A 17,321-nucleotide genomic window follows, 5' to 3' on the forward strand; every position below is an offset into this window, starting at 1 on the left:
AGCGGCTTTTTAAAATGGGGCATCCCGAGGAAACCCATCATGAAAGCCACCGTATCGAATGCGTTGCCCCGCCTGCTCGCCGAGCTGTGCGCGCTGTTTGTCCTGTACTTCGTGGGCGGTCAACTCGTCGCCTGGCTGGGCTGGCCGATCCCGGCCGGAGTCATGGGCATGGCGCTGTTGCTGATGCTGTTTGCCGTGGGGGCCTTGAAGCCCGGAACCTTGCAACGTGGCGCCGGTTGGCTGATGGCGCAGATGCTGCTGTTTTTCATCCCGGCGCTGATGAGCCTGCTCGATTACGGCAGCCTGATGCGCAGCGAGGGGTGGCGCATCCTGCTGGTGATCGCCCTGAGCACCCTGGTGGTGATGGTGGTCACGGCGCTCACGGTCGAACTGGTCTGCCGCTGGAGCCTGCGCCATGAAGCTTGAACCCATGTCGCTGTTCTGGCTTGCGCTGACAGTGGCGGCCTACCTGTTCAGCCGCTGGCTGTATGGGCGCACTGGCCGTTATCTGCTGTCGCCGCTGGTGCTGGTCCCGGCGCTGCTGCTGGCGGTGGCGATTCCGCTGCACACCGCCTACGCCGAATATGCTCGCAACACACATTGGCTGATCGGTGTGCTGGGGCCGGTGACCGTGGCCTTCGCCGTGCCGATCTGGCAGCAGCGGGCGATGCTGGCACGACATTGGCCGGCGCTGTTGCTGGGGATGCTGGCGGGCAGTTTGGCGTCGATCAGCAGTTCCTGGGGGCTGGCGCACCTGCTGGCGCTGGATGAGTCGGTCAGCCTGTCACTGGTGCCGCGCTCGATCACCACGCCGTTCGCCATGCCGCTGGCCCACGACCTGGGCGGCGTGCCCGAGCTGACGGCGGTGTTCGTGATGTTCACCGGTGTGCTGGGGGCTGTGTTCGGCGGCCTGCTGTTGCGCGTGCTGCCGTTGCGTACGTCACTGGCGCGCGGCGCACTGTTTGGTGTCGGTGCCCATGGCGCCGGGGTCAGCCGCGCCCATGAAGTGGGCGGGGAGGAGGGCTCGGTGGCGGGGCTGGTGATGGTGCTGACCGGCCTGCTCAACCTGTTCGCCGCGCCATTGCTCGCCTGCCTGCTATGACCGTTCGTGCCAGTGTCCTGCAAGGTCATCAAGCTGGCTGCCAAGGTAAGTTCCGCCATTCAAGGCGCTGACTAGACTCAGCCTCGACACAGAGAGCACATGCAAGTGCCGAGGTGACATGCAATGAACGCAGCCTTGCCCTATACCGTCAACACCTGATCAGCGGGACGATTCCGATGCCTTTGGCCGAAATTCCATTGTGCGTCTGGCGTACCCGGGGACAGAGTTTTTCCTTCCGGGGCCAGAGCATCCGTTACTGGACAGCGGGGCAAGGAGAGCCCTTGCTGCTGTTACATGGCTTCCCAACCGCCAGCTGGGACTGGCACTACCTGTGGGCGCCCTTGGCGCAGCGCTTTCGCGTGGTGGCCTGCGACATGCTTGGCTTCGGCGACTCGGCCAAGCCTGCCGACCACGAGTACAGCCTGATGGAGCAGGCCGATCTGCAACAGGCGCTGCTCAAGCACCTGAGGATCGAACGGCCGGTGCACCTGCTGGCGCACGACTACGGTGGCAGCGTCGCCCAGGAGTTGCTCGCGCGCCATCACGAAGGGCGTGCCGACATCGCCAGTTGTGCGTTTCTCAACAGCGCGCTATTCCCCGAGTTGTGTCCGTTGCTGCTGGTGCAGAAGCTGCTGCTCAGCCCGCTGGGCTGGCTGGTGGCGCGTTCGTTCGGGCGGGATGATCTGGTGCGCAATGTCAGCCAGGTCTATGGCCCTTGCACCCACCCCAGCGAAAGCGCGCTGGACGATTGCTGGAGCCTGATGGTGTCGAACCGCGGGACGCGCATCCTGCACAAGTTGATGGCCTATGTGCCGGAGCGGCAGGCACAGCGACAACGCTGGGTCGGTGCACTGCAGGCGGAGGGGGTGCCGTTGCGCCTGATCAATGGTGCGGTCGACCCGCTGTCGGGTGCGCATATGGTCGAGCGCTACCGGCAACTGGTGCCTGATCCCGATACCGTGGTGCTGCAGGGGATCGGCCACTATCCGCACACCGAAGCGCCGGTGCAGGTGCTGCGTCATTACCTGGCGTTTCGCGAGCAGCCCCTGCGCTATATACCTCAGCGGGTTGCCTGGTCCTGAGCGCGGCGATCATCGCCCTGTGTTATCGCCTGCCATTCAGCGTCACTGCGCTTGATTGTCCGCTGCCGATGGCTGTCGGACACTCCAGGTATCCCAACCCTTGCCTGGAGCCTTGAGCATGAGCGAGCCGGTAAATCTGCAAGACCGCGTAGTGATCGTCACGGGGGCCGGCGGTGGCCTGGGCCGGGCCCACGCGCTGCTGTTCGCGGCCCGTGGTGCACGTGTGGTGGTCAACGACCTGGGCGGCTCGACCCATGGCGAAGGCGCCAGCGCCTCGGCGGCCGACCGGGTGGTGGAGGAGATCCGCGCCGCTGGCGGCACGGCGGTGGCCAACCATGACTCGGTGGCCGAGGGGGCGCGTATCGTCGAGCAGGCGCTGGACAGTTTCGGGCGGGTCGATGTGCTGGTGAACAACGCCGGCATCCTGCGCGACAAGACCTTCCACAAGATGGACGACGCCGATTGGGACCAGGTCTACCGGGTTCATGTCGAAGGTGCCTACAAGGTGACCCATGCCGCCTGGCCGCACCTGCGCGAGCAGAACTGGGGACGGGTGATCTTTACTGCCTCCACCTCCGGCATCTACGGCAATTTCGGCCAGGCCAACTATGGCATGGCCAAGCTCGGCCTCTACGGGCTGACCCGCACCCTGGCCATCGAAGGCCGCAAGCATGGGATTCTGGTCAACGCCATTGCGCCCACTGGGGGCACGCGCATGACCGAAGGCCTGATTCCGCCGCAGGTGTTCGAGCGTCTCAAGCCTGAACTGATCAGCCCGGTGGTGGTGTACCTGGGCAGCGATCAATGCGAGGACACGGGGCAGTTGTATGAAGTGGGTGGGGGCTGGGTTGGCAAGGTTCGCTGGGAAAGAAGCCTTGGTGTCGGATTTGATCCGATCACCGGCTTCACGCCTGAACAGGTTGCCGCGCAGTGGGGGCAGATCGGCGATTTCGAGGGGGCGATTCATCCACAGGATACGTTGCAGGCCTTGCAGCAGATGATGGCGAATCTGCGGCAATATCCGCAGGGGTAGCGTGCTTCGGGCGCAAAAAAAAGGCCGCTGCGCAGGCAGCGGCCAATCGAGACGTCAGATCAAGGAGCTTCAAAATCAACGTCGTTCACACGTGGCGGCCCGAACGACGGGGGAGTGCCTTTCGCGCCAGCCAGTGAAGACAGAATAAGCCTCTGATCCCACGGGAAAAATAGCCCTGGGTGACATTCACCTTTACGTTTCGGGTAAAAGTGCCCCAAAAGCAGTCAGGCCGCATCACGACAGTGCGGGGCCTTGAAACCCCGGCCCGGCTCAGGCTTCGTAGCCCATCCGCCAACTGACAGTCTGCGCCGCGGTCAGCAACCGCCGGGCGGCCGGGCCATCTTCATCGGCATGGAAGATCGACGTCGGGCCAACGACCGTCATCACCGCTGCAATCTGGCCCATGGCGTTGAACACCGGCGCCGACAAGGCATCCACCCCCGGCATCAGCAAACCGTGAACATGGTGCAATCCGCGTGTGCGGATCTGCGTCAACAGGTCCATGTAGTCCTCGACCCGTTGCCCCCGTGCGGCCAGTTCTCGGTCGCGCAACTCGTTGGTTTCCCGCTCTGGCAGATGGGCGGCGAATACCAGCCCGGTGGAGGAACTCAGCAGGGGCAGCACCGAGCCGATCTGGGTCACCACCGTCACGGCGCGCACCGCAGGCTCGATGTTCACCACGGTTGCACCCTGGTTACCCCACACGGCGATGAAGCAGCTCTCGTTGAGCGCGTCGCGCAATTGCGACAGCGGCAGGGCAGCGACCTTCAGCACATCGATGCTGCCCAGCGCCGCCATCCCCACGCGCAAGGCTTCGCGCCCGAGCCCGTAGTGATTGGTCGCCGCATCCTGCTCGGCGAAACCGCTGGCGATCAAGGCCTGCAGGTAGCGATGGACCTTGCTGGCGGGCATCTGCACATGTTCGGCCAGGCGCGACAGCGAGGTGGAGGGCGACAGTTCGGCCAGCGCCTTGAGGATGTCAGTGCCGACTTCAGCGGAACGGACCTTCTGTTTGCTGTTGTCAACTGCGGTTTTGTCTCTGGACATCGTAAGACGCTTCCGGGATTCATTCTGGCCGACTTTATAGCTTGACGCCCCTTACCGAGCAAATTACGTTATTCGTAATCGGATTACGATAAATATAAATTCAGATGCGCTGTGTATCCCCTGGCAGTGGTCGGTCCGTCCGCCGATTCGGGGCTGCAGCTCTCTGCCATCAACGGCTCCACCGAGCCCGGAGGCCCCGATGACCCGCGACACCTTCCCCGAACTCAGCTACCTGAGCGGCTTCGGCAACGAATTCGCCAGCGAAGCCTTGCCCGGCGCGCTGCCGGTCGGGCAGAACTCGCCACAGAAAGCACCCTATGGGCTGTACGCCGAGTTGCTGTCAGGCACCGCCTTCACCATGGCGCGCAGCGAACTGCGCCGTACCTGGCTGTACCGTATCCGCCCCTCCGCGTTGCACCCGCGCTTCGAGCGCCTGGCGCGTCAGCCACTGGTCGGCCCGCTCGCTGCGGCGAACCCCAATCGCCTGCGCTGGAACCCGCAGCCAATCCCGTCCGAACCGACCGACTTCATCGAGGGCTGGTTGCCCATGGTGGCCAATGCGGCCGCTGACAAACCGGCCGGGGTGAGCATCTATATCTACCGCGCCAATCGCTCCATGGAGCGGGTGTTCTTCAACGCCGACGGCGAGTTGCTGCTGGTGCCGCAGCAGGGGGGGCTGCGCATTGCCACCGAACTGGGCGTGTTGCAGGTCGAGCCGCTGGAGATCGCGGTGATTCCACGTGGCATGAAGTTCCGTGTCGAGCTGCCTGACGGCCAGGCGCGCGGCTATATCGCCGAGAACCACGGCGCGCCATTGCGCCTCCCGGACCTGGGGCCGATCGGCAGCAACGGCCTGGCCAACCCTCGGGACTTCCTCACTCCCGTTGCGCATTACGAAGAAGCCCGTGGCCCGGTGCAGCTGGTGCAGAAGTTCCTCGGCGAGCACTGGGCCTGCCAACTGCAGCATTCGCCGCTGGATGTAGTGGCCTGGCACGGCAGCAACGTGCCGTACAAGTACGACCTGCGCCGCTTCAACACCCTCGGCACGGTCAGCTTCGACCACCCGGACCCGTCGATCTTCACCGTGCTGACCTCACCCACCAGCGTGCACGGGCTGGCCAACATGGACTTCGTGATCTTCCCGCCGCGCTGGATGGTGGCCGAGAACACCTTCCGTCCCCCATGGTTCCACCGCAACTTGATGAACGAGTTCATGGGTCTGATCGACGGCGCCTACGATGCCAAGGCCGAGGGCTTCCTGCCCGGTGGCGCGTCGCTGCACGGGGTGATGAGCGCCCACGGGCCGGACGCCGAAACCTGCGACAAGGCGATCGCCGCCGAGCTGGCGCCACACAAGATCGACCACACCATGGCCTTCATGTTCGAGACCAGCCAGGTGCTGCGCCCGAGCGAGCAGGCCCTCGAGAGCCCGCAACTGCAGGCCGACTACGACAGTTGCTGGGCAACGCTGCCGAGCACCTTCAATCCGAACCGGAGATGACCGATGAACCAGACCGCCACTGCCCGTAGCTGGGTCGAACACGCCAACGGGCACCGCGATTTCCCGCTGCAGAACCTGCCGCTGGGCATCTTCAGTCGTCCGGGCCAGGCGCCACGCTGCGGCGTGGCCATCGGCGACGCCATCCTCGACCTGGAAGCCGCGCTTGCCGCCGGTGTGTTCGAGGGGGCGGCCAAGGCTGCTGTCGAGGCCACTCGCGGCGGCGCCCTGAACGCCTTCTTCGCCCTCGGCCGTCCGGCCCGGGTGGCCCTGCGCGAGCGCTTGCTGGTTGTACTCGGCGAGCACAGCGAGCATCAGGCCGTGTTGCAGGCGGCACTGTATCCTGCTGGCGAATGCACCTTGCACCTGCCGGCCCGGGTCGGTGACTACACGGACTTCTACGTCGGTATCGAGCACGCCAAGAACGTCGGCAAGCTGTTCCGTCCTGACAATCCACTGCTGCCCAACTACAAGCACGTGCCGATCGGCTACCACGGCCGTGCCTCGACCTTGCGCCCGTCCGGCACCGACGTGCGCCGCCCCAAGGGCCAGACGCTCCCGGCCGGGCAGACCGAGCCGAGTTTCGGCCCATGCGCGCGGCTGGACTACGAACTCGAGTTGGGCATCTGGATCGGCCAGGGCAATGACATGGGGCAGCCGATCGCAATCGGTGATGCGGCCGAGCACGTGGCTGGCTTCTGCCTGCTCAACGACTGGTCGGCGCGCGATATCCAGGCCTGGGAGTACCAGCCGCTGGGGCCGTTCCTGTCCAAGAGCTTCATCACCAGCGTCTCGCCCTGGGTGGTGACCGCCGAGGCGCTGGAGCCGTTCCGCTGTGCGCAACCGGCACGTCCGGAAGGCGATCCGCAACCCCTGTCTTACCTGCTCGACCAGCGCGACCAGGCCGGCGGCGCCTTCGATATCGAACTGGAAGTGCTGTTGCTGACCGAGCGCATGCGTGACGAAGGCTTGCCGGCGCACCGCCTCACACTGAGCAACACCCGCAGCATGTACTGGACCGTGGCACAGATGGTCGCCCACCACAGTGTCAACGGCTGCCAGTTGCAAGCCGGTGACCTGTTCGGTTCGGGCACCTTGTCCGGGGCCGTGCCGGGCTCGTTCGGCAGCCTGCTGGAGATCACCGAAGGCGGCAAGCAACCGGTGCAACTGGCCAATGGTGAGGTGCGCAAGTTCCTCGAGGACGGCGACGAAATCATCCTGCGGGCGCGTTGCGTGCGCGATGGCGTGGCCAGCATCGGTTTCGGCGAATGCCGTGGCACGGTGGTCGGGGCCAACTGAGAGGGCAGGGCGATGGAGCTGTTCACCTACTTCCGTTCCACCTCTTCTTACCGGGTGCGCATCGCCTTGGCGCTCAAGGGCCTGGATTATCAGGCCCGGCCAGTCAACCTGCTCAAGGGCGAGCACCGTGCTGCGGATTACCTGGCGCTCAACCCCCAGGGGCGGGTACCGGCCCTGCGCACGGACAGCGGCGAATTGCTGGTGCAGTCACCAGCGATCATCGAATACCTGGAAGAGCGCTTCCCGGGCACGCCGCTGTTGCCCCAGGGCGAGCAGGCCCGCGCGCGGGTGCGCGGCGTTGCGGCGATCATCGGTTGCGACGTGCACCCATTGCACAACGTCAGCGTGCTCAACCAGTTGCGCCAACTGGGGCACGATGAAACCCAGGTCAATCAGTGGATCGCCCACTGGATCGGCCAGGGGCTGGCGGCGGTGGAGCAACTGATCGGCGATCAGGGCTTCTGCTTTGGCGATACGCCGGGGTTGGCGGATGTGTACCTGCTGCCGCAGGTGTACGCGGCCGAGCGGTTCAATGTGGACCTGGAGGGTTACCCGCGCATTCGCCGGGTCGCCGCCCTGGCTGGGGAGCATCCAGCCTTCGTCAAGGCGCACCCGGCGAACCAGCCGGATACGCCCTGACCACCGGGTCGGCATTGCCCCCGCACCTCTACAACAAAAACAACCAGGTACCTTGCGATGCACAACCAGATAGCCAGCTTTCGCGCGGCCCTCGATGGGCGTCCTGTGTCCTCCTACCAGTGGCGCCTGCTGGCGCTGCTGATCCTGTTGCTGGTGACCGACGGCTATGACGCCCAGGTGCTGGGCTACGTGATTCCGGCCCTGGCCCAGGACTGGGGTCTGGAGAAGGCAGCGTTCGGGCCGGTGTTCAGCGCCAACCTGCTGGGGCTGACACTGGGCTCGCTGGCCGTCACCCCGTTGGCCGATCGCTTCGGCGTGCGCAGGGTGCTGCTCTGGTGCGTACTGCTGTACGCGAGCCTGACCCTGCTGATGGTGTTTTCCACATCGCTGAACAGCCTGATGCTGGCGCGCTTTCTGTGCGGGATCGGCATGGGCGGGGCGATGCCCAGTGCGATGGCGCTGATGGCCGATTATGCACCGCCGCGCCTGCGCACCTTGATGGTGACCCTCGCGGCCTGCGGCTTCTCCCTCGGCGGCGCGGCGGGGGGCTTCGTCGCGGCAGGCTTCATCGACAGGTTCGGCTGGGAGGCGGTGTTTGTTGCCGGTGGCGTGGCGCCGCTGCTGCTGTTCCCCTTCCTGGTGATGTTCCTGCCCGAGTCCTTGCCGCGCCTGTTGCGCGATGCGCCTCCCTACGCCCGTCTGCAACGCCTGGCTGCGCGCATGCTACCCGGCTGGCAAGTACCTGCGGCACAGGGTGCGGTAGATGAACCGGCGGCAGACCAACTGACCGTGTTGGGCTTGTTCCGCGATGGCTTCGCCCGGCCGACGCTGCTCATCTGGGGCACCTTCTTCGTCAGCCTGATCCTGCTCTACTTCATGATCAGCTGGTTGCCGTCGCTGTTGCTGGAGAGCGGGCTGGCGCTCAAACATGCCAACCTGGTGACCTCGCTGTTCCTGTTCGCCGGGACCTTCGGCGCGATATGCCTGGCCTGGTGCGCCGATCGCATGGTCAACAAGGTCAGGCTGCTGGCGGCGGTCCTGTTGGGCGCTGCGGTCTTCAGCGTGCTGGTCGGGCTGAACCACGCCGATCCGCGCTGGTTGGTGCCGAGCGTGTTCGCTGCAGGCTTCTGCATCATTGGCGGGCAACTGACGCTCAATGCCTTCGTCAGCAACTTCTACCCGGCTCAGGTTCGGGCGACCGGCACCGGCTGGGCGTTGGGCGTCGGGCGTTTCGGTTCGATCCTCGGGCCGTTGTTCGGCAGCCTGCTGCTGGCCATGCACATGCCGGTGGAGTGGATATTCTTCTTCTGCGCGATTCCGGCAGTCATCGCGGCGCTGCTGATCAGCCAGGTGCGTGCGCCGGGCAAGCAGGCCGATACGCAGGCGGCCAAGGTCGATGCGCTAGTGGATTGAACGGTTTGTCGAAGGCAACTGGGCGAGGCGCTCGCCCAGCTTGAGGCGCTGCACCGGATCGTCGCTCAACAGCAATGCGTGCTCCAGGTCGAAGCGCTCGGCCTGGGGGCAGTCCAGGTGCTGGTAGAGGGTGGCGCGGGCCAGATAGTCGGCGACCTGCACTGGCCCTAGTTGCATCACCCGTTCAGCGTCGATCAGCGCAGCCAGGTCGTTGTCGTTGCTGCTGTGCAGCTGGCGCAGGTTGCGCGACAGGCGCTGTAGCATCTGCATCGGGCTGGCGCTATGCAGGTGTTCGGCGGTCAGGGTCATGTGCGGGCCGTACTGGCGGTTGAGTAGTTCGCGGCAATCCGCGGGGTACAGGCGTCGACCGCCGCAGGGGTCGAGCAGATGATCGGCGCCGGGCACGCGCAACAGGAAATGGCCAGGAAAGTTCACCCCCTCCAGTGGGATCGACAGGCGCTGCGCCATCTCCAACGCCAGGATTGCCAGCAGCAACGGCTGGCCTCGACGGCGTTGCAGCACCTTGTCCATCAATGCTGCTTGCGGACGTAGCGGGTGGTATTCGTCCTGCTGGAAGCCCAGGGCATTGAGTTGGCGCAGCAATGGCTGGGCGAGTTCGCCGACGGGAAGCATCGGCAGGCGCGCGTTGATTTCTCGATGCAGGTCGTGCAACTGCGCGAGGTTGGCGGCGGGATCGACCTCGCGGTCATGCTCGGCGGCGATCCAGAGGGTGGCTTCCAGCAGGGCGACCGGGGTGCGGTCGAGGCAGGCCAGGCAGGCTTTACGTGGGTTCATCGGACTTCTCCACACACACTAGATTTTTAGCTCCGGTGCACCGATTCGTCCAGTGGTCCGCCCAGGCCCTGGACCGTCGCGGGCTGCCTATACTGGTGGGAGCACCTTGTGGGGAGCCCGTCGATGTTCGCGCTCATGCAAAGCACCCGTACCCAGTCCCTGCACCTGTGGAACGACCCTGCCACCGGCTTGAAAGCCGTGGTGGCGATTCATAGCGAGCATCTGGGGCCAGCCATGGGGGGCTGTCGCTACCTGCCGTACGCCGACGATGAAAGTGCGATGACCGATGCCATCCACCTGGCCCAAGGCATGAGCTACAAGGCGGCCCTGGCCGGGCTGGCGCTGGGCGGCGGCAAGGCGGTGATCGTGCGCAACCCTCATGTGGAAAACCGCGCAGCGCTGTTCGAGGCGTTCGGGCGTTTCGTCGACAGCCTGCAAGGGCGCTTCATCACCGCCGTGGACAGCGGCACCTCGACGCTGGACATGGACTGCATCGCCCAGTCCACTCCTCATGTCACCAGCACCACGGCATCGGGCGACCCTTCACCGCACGCGGCCATGGGCGTGTTCGCCGGCATTCGCGCCACCTCGATGGCACGGCTGGGCAGCGATAATCTCGAGGGGTTGCGCGTGGCGGTGCAAGGGCTGGGCAATGTGGGCTATGCACTGGCCGAGCAGTTGCGTGCGGCAGGGGCAGAGTTGCTGGTCAGTGACCTCGACCCCGGGCGGGTGAGGCTGGCGGTGGAGCAGTTCGGGGCGCATCCGGTGACCAACGATGCGCTGATCAGCACGCCCTGCGATATCTTCGCGCCATGCGGGGTAGGGCCTGTGCTCAATGGCCAGAGCGTGATGACGTTGCGTTGCGCGGCGGTGGCCGGCGCCGCCAATCATCAGTTGACCACCTTGCAGGTGGCCGACCAGCTCGAGAGCCGCGGGATTCTGTACGCCCCGGACTACGTGATCAATGCCGGTGGGCTGATCTACGTGGCGCTGACCCACCGAGGCGCTGACCTGAGCACCATTACCGCGCATCTGGCGCGCATCCCCACGCGCTTGACCGAGGTGTTCGCCCATGCCCAGGCCGAGAAACGCTCGCCTGCGCGCGTCGCGCAGATGCTGGCGGAGCGGCTGTTGTACGGTTGAGCGGACAGCGCCAGCATCCACGCCGCCGTGTACAGTCGGCGCAGATGCTGCTGCAGGAGCCTTACTCGGCTGCCTCGCCTTCGAGCAGCTCGGCCAGCGCATCGGGCTGGCTCTTGAATGCCCGGGCGAACACGTCGCGGTTCTTGGCCATGTAGATGCCCGCTTCCTCGACCTGCTGCTCGCTCAGCGACGGCACGGCCTTGTGCAGTACTTCGGCCAGCCGTTCGGCCAGCTCGAGCATCTTGTCGTGACGGTCTGCTTCGGCCTTATCCATGAACAAGCGCTCCGGGTCGCGGCTGCTGCGGTACACCACTTCGACGGCCATTCATCACCTCTGTGCCTTTTGTGTATGTGAGTTGGATAACAACTGTATCTTTATACAGTGTTGAGCATAGCGGATTCTTTGGCAATCGGATAGTGGCGTTCTGATTTACCCGGATGCACGCGGCGAAGCATAGTTCATAGGTGCCTTGCGGCAATCGGTCACCTTCCAAGTACGGGGCCTGGCCCTTTAACTGCATGTCAAAAGCGTCACATCGGTGGCGCATCATCCTTCATGTCGTATCGAGGAATCCTGCATCGTGAAATCCAAATGGCCAGAAAAGCTGCGCAAGGGCCTGCATGCGCCCGCCGACGCACTGGGAAATCTGTTCGTCGAATCGTTCCACTACCTGGCCCTGTTCGGCATCGGTGCGATCACGGCCTATGCCGCCGTGGCGACCTTCATCGAGATGCTCGAGAAGGGCGGCATCAGTGTCGATGACATTCTGCTGCTGTTCATCTACCTCGAGCTGGGGGCCATGGTGGGGATCTACTTCAAGACCAACCACATGCCCATCCGCTTCCTGCTGTATGTGGCGATCACCGCACTCACACGCCTGCTGATCGGCGATGTCTCGCACCACAAGGCGCCGGACGTGGGGTTGCTGTACGTGTGTGGCGGCATCCTGCTGCTGGCCTTCGCGATCCTGGTGGTGCGTTTTGCCTCGTACCGCTATCCGTCGACGCGGGTGATCGATGCCAGCGGCAAGGATATGGATGACGGCAAGGTCTGATCCATCCGGCAGCGACTTGGGCAAGCTGGACGGCAGGTACGGGAAATTGTCTCTCCGCAGTGATGAGGAATGCGTTGTCCTCTTCGCGTCGGTTCGACTTGCCCGCGAAGGGGTCAATACTGCTCTATCGAGCGACCCCCGCACCCCGCCAGACCTGATCCCGTCCCGCACTGTCGGTCATCCCCGCCAGCACTTGCAGGGCATCTTCCCCTTGTTCGATGGCCAGCCCCAGGCGAATGCTGTCCACCACCCGGCGCAGGCGCGTCGGGTCATTGCGTTGGGCGGCGCTGATCAGTCGCTTGGCGACCACGCCGGTATCGTTGGAGAGGGTCAGCATGATGCTGCCGTCGAGCCGCTCGATGCTCAGGTTGACCCGGTAGTACGGGGCGAAGGCGTCGCTGATGAGGTCGAAGGGATTGGTCATGGGCTGGCATCTGCAAAGAATGTTCACCGATTGACCGGGAGACAGCAGGGATGGTTCAGCGACGTTGATCAATTGATGCAGTGTGTGGCTTGTGCCGGCCTGGAACCCTGGAAACGAAAACGCCCGGTGCCAGGCACCGGGCGTCTGTGTGTCACCGATCACTCTTCTTCGGTTTGCTGCACCACGCTGCGCTTGCTGCGCAACTTGCCGTAGAAATGTTCCAGCGCGTTGTTCAGCTTGCTGGCCGCACCGTCGATCGCGTGGTCCAGCGAGGTGGCGGTATGGCTGACGGAAATCGGTTGATGACCTTTGGGGCGAGCCTCCATCTGGCAGCGTTTGTCATGCGGGCCGGGCTTGTCGCCGTTCTCGTCACGCAAGTGGACCTCGATGCGGGTAAGGTCGTCCTCGTAGCGCTGCAGCGTGCTTTCCAGCGTACTGCGGACCCATTCGTTCAGACGGCTGCTGCTGTCGATATGGTTGCTGCTGTTGACCTGGATTTGCATGATTCAATCCTTATTCAGCTTGCTCGCATGGAGGCGTGCCTAGGCCCTTGAGGCCCTTGGGGAAAGCATCGCCTCTTGACTCTAAGGTCAGGGATTGGCGCGCCGAATTCAAGCCCCTTTTCCGATAAATTTTTTGTAGCAATTCGCAGGGTTAACACTGTTGATGCAGGAGCGACTGTCTGGTTCAAAATCTAAAGGCCAGTCCAGGCTCCCTGTGGCAGCGGCGGTTCGCCGCTGCGACTTGCCCGCGAACACGGGCGTAGCCCGTGCCAGACAGCGCGGTGTCTTTTTCGCGGGCAAGTCGGGGCGCCGAACCGCCGCTCCTACAGGTACCGCACTGGTACTGAGGACCGTGCCATCGTCAGAACGCGACCGAGGTCTGCACATACAGCGTGCGCGGCTCGCCCACGTACTTGCCCTTGTTGTTGTCGTCGAACGAACGGGTGTAGTACTCGCGGTTGAACAGGTTCTTCACCCCCACCGCCACCTTCAGGTTCGACAACTGCGGCCCGAAGTCGTACCCGGCGCGAGTGCTGACCAGCATGTAGCCCGGTATCCGTCCGGTGCTGCCATCGGCGCTTTCGCTGGCGGTGTTGGCGTTGTCGGCGTACTGGCTGCTCTGGAAGCTGCCATCCAGGTTCAACTGCCATGGCCCCTCGGTGTAGCCGAGCCCCAGCGTGCCCTTGTGGCGCGAGGAGAACGGCACCTGATTGCCCTTGTTCGGGCCGTCCTCGCGGATGGTGGCGTCGACGAAGGCGTAGCTGGCGTGCACATCGAAGCCGGCCAGCGCCGGGCTCAGTCCGTCGAGGGCATAGCGCACGCTGGTCTCGATGCCCTGGTGGCGGGTTTCGCCGCGGGCGATCACCGAGTCGTTGGTCTGGTTGCTCTCGTATTGGTTGTCGAAGTTGATCAGGAAGGCGCCGATCTCTGCCTGCAAGTCGCCGCTGTCGTAGCGGGTGCCGACTTCCCAGGTGCGCGCCTTTTCCGGCTTCACTTCGCCGCTGCTGACACGGTTGGGCATCTGGCTGTACTGCACGCTGCCGAACGAGCCTTCGGTGTTGGCGTAGAGGTTCCAGGTGTCGGTCAGGTGGTACATCACGTTCAGTGCCGGCAATGCGGTGTTGTAGCTGCCCTGGTAACGCTGGTTGCTGAGCTTGTTGCTCTGCTCGGAGTCGATCATCTCGTAGCGGATGCCGGGGGTGATGGTCCAGCGGCCGATGTCGATGCGGTCGTCCAGGTAGATCGCGTGGGCTTCGGTGGCGCCACGGGTGTCGCGGTCGTTGCGGCTGGCGGTGGTCGGCAGGTTGCCGGTCACAGGTTCACGGAAGCGCAGTTCGTGGCCGGCTTCGTTGATGTAGCGGTAGCCCACGCCCAGTTCGTGCCAGCTGTCGCCCAGTGCCACACCTTGCGAGAAGCGGGTCTCGATGCCACGTACCCAGTACTCGCGTGGCGACAGCGAGACGAAGCTGCCCTGGTCGAGGTAGCCGCTGCGCAAGGTCTTGGTGAAGAAGCTGTTGACGCTGAACTGGCGGTCGTCCTGCTTGTAGTCGTAGCCGAAGTTGACCAGGGTGCGACGGCCCCAGAACTTGTCCTTCAGGCGGGTCGACTGGTACGGGTCTTCATCGAACGCCGCCTTGCTCAGGCCGCCGGGCATGTCGGCCTCGCCCTCGTAGTACTGAGCCATGGCGTGCAGGCTGTTGGCCTCGTCCAGTTGCAGCTTGCCTTTGAGAATGAGGTCGTCGATCTGTGTGTCGCTGTGTTCGCGCCAATCGCCGCCGCGGGTGCCGGAGTAGAGCAGGGCGCCACCCAGGCCGTTGTCGTTGGTGCCACCGACCAGCAGGTTGGCGCTGTTCTTGACGCCGTCGTGGCTGGACGAGGGGCTGATCTGGTTCTGCATGGCGGCCTTGAAGGTCGCCTCTTCGGGGATGGCACGGGTGACGAAGTTGACGATACCGCCGACGTTCTGCGGGCCGTAACGCACTGCGCCGCCGCCGCGCACCACATCGACCGCATCCATGTTGCCCAGGCTCAGCGGGGCCAGCGACAGCTGTGGCTGGCCGTAGGGGGCGAAGGGGACCGGGATGCCGTCCATCAGCACCGTGGAACGCGAGGCCAGGCGCGGGTTGAGGCCACGGGTGCCGAAGTTCAGTGCCAGGTCGTGGCTGCCGGTGCCGTTGTTTTCCGGGGCATTGACGCCGGGGATGCGGTTGAGCACCTCACGGGCGTTGTTGGCGCCACTGCGCTCGAACGCTTCGCGGCGGACCACGTCACGTGCGCCGGGGTGTTCGAAGACGTTGTCCTGACGTGCCTCGGCCAGCCAGTCGCCAACCACGGTCGAGGCACCCAGCTCGATTGCCGCATCGCTGCCGGACGTGGCGAGCGGTTGCAGGCTGTAGGCATTGTCGGCCTCCTGGCGCGCCTGCAGGCCGCTGCCATGCAGCAATGCCTCCAACCCTTGCTGCACGCCATACTGGCCTTCCAGGCCGGGGCTGCGCAAGCCTTGGGTGACACTGGAGCCGAACGAAATCAGCGCACCGCTTTCGCGGCCGAACTGGTTGAGGGCGTCTTCCAGGGTGCCGGGCGCGATGTGATAGGCGCGCGGTTCGGCAGCCTGGGCGAAGTTCAGGCTGGTGGCGAGCAGCAGGGCGATGGCGAGAGGCGTGGGGCGCAGGTGCATGGGGTTGGGTCCTGTCAGGAGGGTTCTGCCTGCTCTGTCACGCGAGGGAAGCGAAATGGCTCAGGTTGGAAGAAAAATAGTTGTCGGCACAGGCTCAAACCGCCTCGACCTTGACCCAGTACCGGGTGAACCGCCGCACCCGCACCGGCAGCGCCACCTCCAGCATCTCCAGGATCCGTTCGCTGTCATCCAGCGGGTACGACCCGGAAATCCGCAGCCCTGCGACCTGCTCGCTGCAGCCCAGCTGTCCGTGGCGATAACGTGACAGCTCAGCGAGAAACTCGCCCAGGCGCATCTGCGAGACCACCAGCATCCCATCGACCCAGGCGCCAATGTTGCGATCCAGCGCGCCGATACTTTCCCAGTGGCCCGCTGCCAGGCGGGCTTGCTGCCCCGCGAGCAGCACCTGGCCCTGTAGCCGAGCCATGCCGCTGAACACCGAGACCTGGCTGAACCCCTCGAACTGGCGCACGTTGAAGCGGCCGCTGTCGAGTTGCAGGCTGCCATCGTCGGTGCGCAACACCAGCGGGCGGGTATCGCGGGCGACGTCTAGCGACAACTCACCGTCGAGCAGGTGCACGTAACGTTGCTGCCCATCGAACCGTACATCGGCGGCGCTGCGGGTGTTCAGTCGCAACAGGCTGCCGTCGTCCAGCGGCAGGCGTCGGCGCTGGCCCACGGGGCTGCGGTAGTCGGCCATCAGCCCTGGCAACGGATTGTGCGATTGCAATCCCAGCCCGGTGGCACTGGCCACGCCCGCTAGCAGCAACGCCTTGAGCGCGCGACGCCGGGCCGGGGAGGGTGGTGCCTGCAAGGTGGCGTGCACCACGGGCGAGGTCGCGCCACGCAGACGCTGGTTGACCTGCTGGATATGCGCCCAGGCGCGCTGGTGTTCGCCGTCCGCCTGCAACCAGTGTTCGAGTGCCTGCTGCTGGACCGGGTCGAAATCGGCCCCCTGGGATTCGATCAGCCAGTGCACCGCCTGCTCGGCGACCTGGGGCGAGATGCCTGCGCTCACAGGGCGAAATAGCAGCGCAGGGCTGCCTTGTGCAGGTAGCGTTTGACCGTTGCCAGGGAAATACCCAGTTCACGGCCGATCTCGGCTTGGCCCAGGCCATCGACCTGGGCCAGCAGGAAGGCGCGTTTGACCAGCGGCGGCAGGCCATCGAGCAGGCGGTCGAGTTGGAGCAGGGTTTCGAAGATCAGCGCCTTTTCTTCCTCGCTTGGCGCCAGGCGCTCGGGCACCTGGGCCAGGGCTTCGAGGTAGGCACGCTCCAGCTCCTGACGGCGGAAATGGTTGCACAGCACGCGCTTGGCGACGGTGGCGAGAAAGGCCCGGGGCTCGATCAACTGTGGGGTGTCGCGAGCCTGGAGCAGGCGCACGTAGGTGTCCTGGGCCAGGTCGGCGGCGCTCTGCGGGCAGCCCAGGCGACGGCGCAGCCAACCGGTCAGCCAGTTGTGGTGGGCGTGGTAGAGGCCTTCGACGGTGGAGGAGAGGGCACTGGACACCGAGGTGACTCCGGCGTCCGATGACGCGATTGGGAGTAAGAATTGTTCGCATTATATTCAGGGTGGTGTGGTGTCGCAATCCTGTTGGGCCGGGCGCAGCTC

The 17,321-nt window shown here is 64.7% G+C and carries 18 protein-coding genes; 10 read left to right on the plus strand and 8 right to left on the minus strand.

What is annotated here, in order from left to right; all coding sequences use genetic code 11:
- Positions 1 to 39: 39 nt before the first annotated feature.
- From HU748_RS20020 to HU748_RS20035, 4 genes are all read left to right on the plus strand, one after another.
- A complete protein-coding gene (locus tag HU748_RS20020; RefSeq protein WP_186667732.1) occupies positions 40 to 426 on the plus strand; it encodes a CidA/LrgA family protein in 387 nt (128 codons plus the stop codon).
- The gene (locus HU748_RS20025; protein ID WP_186667734.1) at positions 416 to 1,102 is read left to right on the plus strand and encodes an LrgB family protein; all 687 of its coding nucleotides are present in this window, start codon (positions 416 to 418) and stop codon (positions 1,100 to 1,102) included. Before HU748_RS20020 ends, HU748_RS20025 begins: the two co-directional genes overlap by 11 nt.
- Before the next feature lie 176 nt (positions 1,103 to 1,278).
- The gene (locus HU748_RS20030; protein ID WP_186721631.1) at positions 1,279 to 2,184 is read left to right on the plus strand and encodes an alpha/beta hydrolase; all 906 of its coding nucleotides are present in this window, start codon (positions 1,279 to 1,281) and stop codon (positions 2,182 to 2,184) included.
- Positions 2,185 to 2,302: 118 nt separating this feature from the next.
- Positions 2,303 to 3,217 (plus strand): SDR family oxidoreductase, encoded by a 915-nt coding sequence (locus HU748_RS20035; protein WP_186721633.1) that lies wholly within the window; start codon positions 2,303 to 2,305, stop codon positions 3,215 to 3,217.
- Between the two features lie 270 nt (positions 3,218 to 3,487).
- On the opposite strand, the gene HU748_RS20040 is transcribed toward HU748_RS20035, so the two are convergent.
- Entirely contained in the window at positions 3,488 to 4,264 is a 777-nt protein-coding gene (locus HU748_RS20040) for an IclR family transcriptional regulator (RefSeq protein ID WP_186721635.1), read from the minus strand.
- Positions 4,265 to 4,463: 199 nt separating this feature from the next.
- Between HU748_RS20040 and hmgA the strand changes: the two genes are divergently transcribed.
- Genes hmgA through HU748_RS20060 form a run of 4 tightly spaced genes read left to right on the plus strand, consistent with a single transcriptional unit; the run spans position 4,464 to position 9,113 of the window.
- The gene (hmgA, locus tag HU748_RS20045; protein WP_186721637.1) at positions 4,464 to 5,765 is read left to right on the plus strand and encodes a homogentisate 1,2-dioxygenase; all 1,302 of its coding nucleotides are present in this window, start codon (positions 4,464 to 4,466) and stop codon (positions 5,763 to 5,765) included.
- Between the two features lie 3 nt (positions 5,766 to 5,768).
- Positions 5,769 to 7,061, plus strand: coding sequence for a fumarylacetoacetase (fahA, locus tag HU748_RS20050; RefSeq protein ID WP_186667744.1), 1,293 nt, complete (start codon positions 5,769 to 5,771; stop codon positions 7,059 to 7,061).
- A 12-nt stretch (positions 7,062 to 7,073) separates the two neighbouring features.
- A complete protein-coding gene (maiA, locus tag HU748_RS20055) occupies positions 7,074 to 7,700 on the plus strand; it encodes a maleylacetoacetate isomerase (RefSeq protein WP_186667746.1) in 627 nt (208 codons plus the stop codon).
- 57 nt (positions 7,701 to 7,757) lie between these two features.
- Complete coding sequence (locus tag HU748_RS20060) at positions 7,758 to 9,113, plus strand: aromatic acid/H+ symport family MFS transporter (RefSeq protein WP_186721639.1); 1,356 nt, start codon at positions 7,758 to 7,760, stop codon at positions 9,111 to 9,113.
- On the opposite strand, the gene HU748_RS20065 is transcribed toward HU748_RS20060, so the two are convergent.
- The gene (locus HU748_RS20065) at positions 9,102 to 9,908 is read right to left on the minus strand and encodes a tetratricopeptide repeat protein (protein ID WP_186710692.1); all 807 of its coding nucleotides are present in this window, start codon (positions 9,906 to 9,908) and stop codon (positions 9,102 to 9,104) included. The genes HU748_RS20060 and HU748_RS20065 overlap by 12 nt on opposite strands.
- A 123-nt stretch (positions 9,909 to 10,031) precedes the next feature.
- Between HU748_RS20065 and HU748_RS20070 the strand changes: the two genes are divergently transcribed.
- Positions 10,032 to 11,051 carry a Glu/Leu/Phe/Val dehydrogenase gene (locus HU748_RS20070; RefSeq protein ID WP_186667752.1) on the plus strand — a complete coding sequence of 340 codons (1,020 nt, stop codon included), beginning with the start codon at positions 10,032 to 10,034 and terminating at the stop codon, positions 11,049 to 11,051.
- A gap of 61 nt (positions 11,052 to 11,112) precedes the next feature.
- Here the strand turns inward: HU748_RS20070 and HU748_RS20075 are convergent, their stop codons facing one another.
- Entirely contained in the window at positions 11,113 to 11,376 is a 264-nt protein-coding gene (locus HU748_RS20075) for a YebG family protein (RefSeq protein WP_186667754.1), read from the minus strand.
- A 256-nt stretch (positions 11,377 to 11,632) separates the two neighbouring features.
- Here HU748_RS20075 and HU748_RS20080 point away from each other — a divergent pair, with 256 nt between their 5' ends.
- Positions 11,633 to 12,106 carry a phosphate-starvation-inducible PsiE family protein gene (locus HU748_RS20080; RefSeq protein WP_186667756.1) on the plus strand — a complete coding sequence of 158 codons (474 nt, stop codon included), beginning with the start codon at positions 11,633 to 11,635 and terminating at the stop codon, positions 12,104 to 12,106.
- A gap of 124 nt (positions 12,107 to 12,230) precedes the next feature.
- Here HU748_RS20080 and HU748_RS20085 read toward each other — a convergent pair whose 3' ends face one another.
- From HU748_RS20085 to HU748_RS20105, 5 genes are all read right to left on the minus strand, one after another.
- Positions 12,231 to 12,530 carry a DUF3509 domain-containing protein gene (locus HU748_RS20085; RefSeq protein WP_186667758.1) on the minus strand — a complete coding sequence of 100 codons (300 nt, stop codon included), beginning with the start codon at positions 12,528 to 12,530 and terminating at the stop codon, positions 12,231 to 12,233.
- A 158-nt stretch (positions 12,531 to 12,688) separates the two neighbouring features.
- Complete coding sequence (locus HU748_RS20090; protein ID WP_186667761.1) at positions 12,689 to 13,033, minus strand: HPF/RaiA family ribosome-associated protein; 345 nt, start codon at positions 13,031 to 13,033, stop codon at positions 12,689 to 12,691.
- 361 nt (positions 13,034 to 13,394) lie between these two features.
- Positions 13,395 to 15,710: a TonB-dependent Fe(3+) dicitrate receptor FecA gene (fecA, locus tag HU748_RS20095; protein WP_186721641.1), complete on the minus strand. Its 2,316-nt coding sequence runs from the start codon at positions 15,708 to 15,710 to the stop codon at positions 13,395 to 13,397.
- A gap of 94 nt (positions 15,711 to 15,804) precedes the next feature.
- Positions 15,805 to 16,728 carry a FecR domain-containing protein gene (locus tag HU748_RS20100; protein ID WP_186721643.1) on the minus strand — a complete coding sequence of 308 codons (924 nt, stop codon included), beginning with the start codon at positions 16,726 to 16,728 and terminating at the stop codon, positions 15,805 to 15,807.
- Positions 16,725 to 17,219 (minus strand): sigma-70 family RNA polymerase sigma factor, encoded by a 495-nt coding sequence (locus tag HU748_RS20105; protein WP_186721645.1) that lies wholly within the window; start codon positions 17,217 to 17,219, stop codon positions 16,725 to 16,727. The genes HU748_RS20100 and HU748_RS20105 overlap by 4 nt, the downstream gene beginning before the upstream one ends.
- Positions 17,220 to 17,321 lie beyond the last annotated feature (102 nt).

Origin of the sequence: Pseudomonas sp. RW3S2 (assembly GCF_014268955.1) — a bacterium.
Taxonomy (GTDB): Bacteria; Pseudomonadota; Gammaproteobacteria; order Pseudomonadales; family Pseudomonadaceae; genus Aquipseudomonas; species Aquipseudomonas wayambapalatensis.

Excerpts from the sequence above, each read along its gene's own strand:
- HU748_RS20085 (WP_186667758.1), bottom strand. The coding sequence starts at position 12,530 with ATGACCAATCCCTTCGACCTCATCAGCGACGCCTTCGCCCCGTACTAC.
- HU748_RS20060 (WP_186721639.1), top strand. The coding sequence starts at position 7,758 with ATGCACAACCAGATAGCCAGCTTTCGCGCGGCCCTCGATGGGCGTCCT.
- HU748_RS20035 (WP_186721633.1), top strand. The coding sequence starts at position 2,303 with ATGAGCGAGCCGGTAAATCTGCAAGACCGCGTAGTGATCGTCACGGGG.
- HU748_RS20030 (WP_186721631.1), top strand. The coding sequence starts at position 1,279 with ATGCCTTTGGCCGAAATTCCATTGTGCGTCTGGCGTACCCGGGGACAG.
- HU748_RS20070 (WP_186667752.1), top strand. The coding sequence starts at position 10,032 with ATGTTCGCGCTCATGCAAAGCACCCGTACCCAGTCCCTGCACCTGTGG.
- HU748_RS20020 (WP_186667732.1), top strand. The coding sequence starts at position 40 with ATGAAAGCCACCGTATCGAATGCGTTGCCCCGCCTGCTCGCCGAGCTG.
- hmgA (WP_186721637.1), top strand. The coding sequence starts at position 4,464 with ATGACCCGCGACACCTTCCCCGAACTCAGCTACCTGAGCGGCTTCGGC.
- HU748_RS20075 (WP_186667754.1), bottom strand. The coding sequence starts at position 11,376 with ATGGCCGTCGAAGTGGTGTACCGCAGCAGCCGCGACCCGGAGCGCTTG.
- HU748_RS20090 (WP_186667761.1), bottom strand. The coding sequence starts at position 13,033 with ATGCAAATCCAGGTCAACAGCAGCAACCATATCGACAGCAGCAGCCGT.
- HU748_RS20025 (WP_186667734.1), top strand. The coding sequence starts at position 416 with ATGAAGCTTGAACCCATGTCGCTGTTCTGGCTTGCGCTGACAGTGGCG.
- maiA (WP_186667746.1), top strand. The coding sequence starts at position 7,074 with ATGGAGCTGTTCACCTACTTCCGTTCCACCTCTTCTTACCGGGTGCGC.
- HU748_RS20040 (WP_186721635.1), bottom strand. The coding sequence starts at position 4,264 with ATGTCCAGAGACAAAACCGCAGTTGACAACAGCAAACAGAAGGTCCGT.
- fecA (WP_186721641.1), bottom strand. The coding sequence starts at position 15,710 with ATGCACCTGCGCCCCACGCCTCTCGCCATCGCCCTGCTGCTCGCCACC.
- fahA (WP_186667744.1), top strand. The coding sequence starts at position 5,769 with ATGAACCAGACCGCCACTGCCCGTAGCTGGGTCGAACACGCCAACGGG.
- HU748_RS20065 (WP_186710692.1), bottom strand. The coding sequence starts at position 9,908 with ATGAACCCACGTAAAGCCTGCCTGGCCTGCCTCGACCGCACCCCGGTC.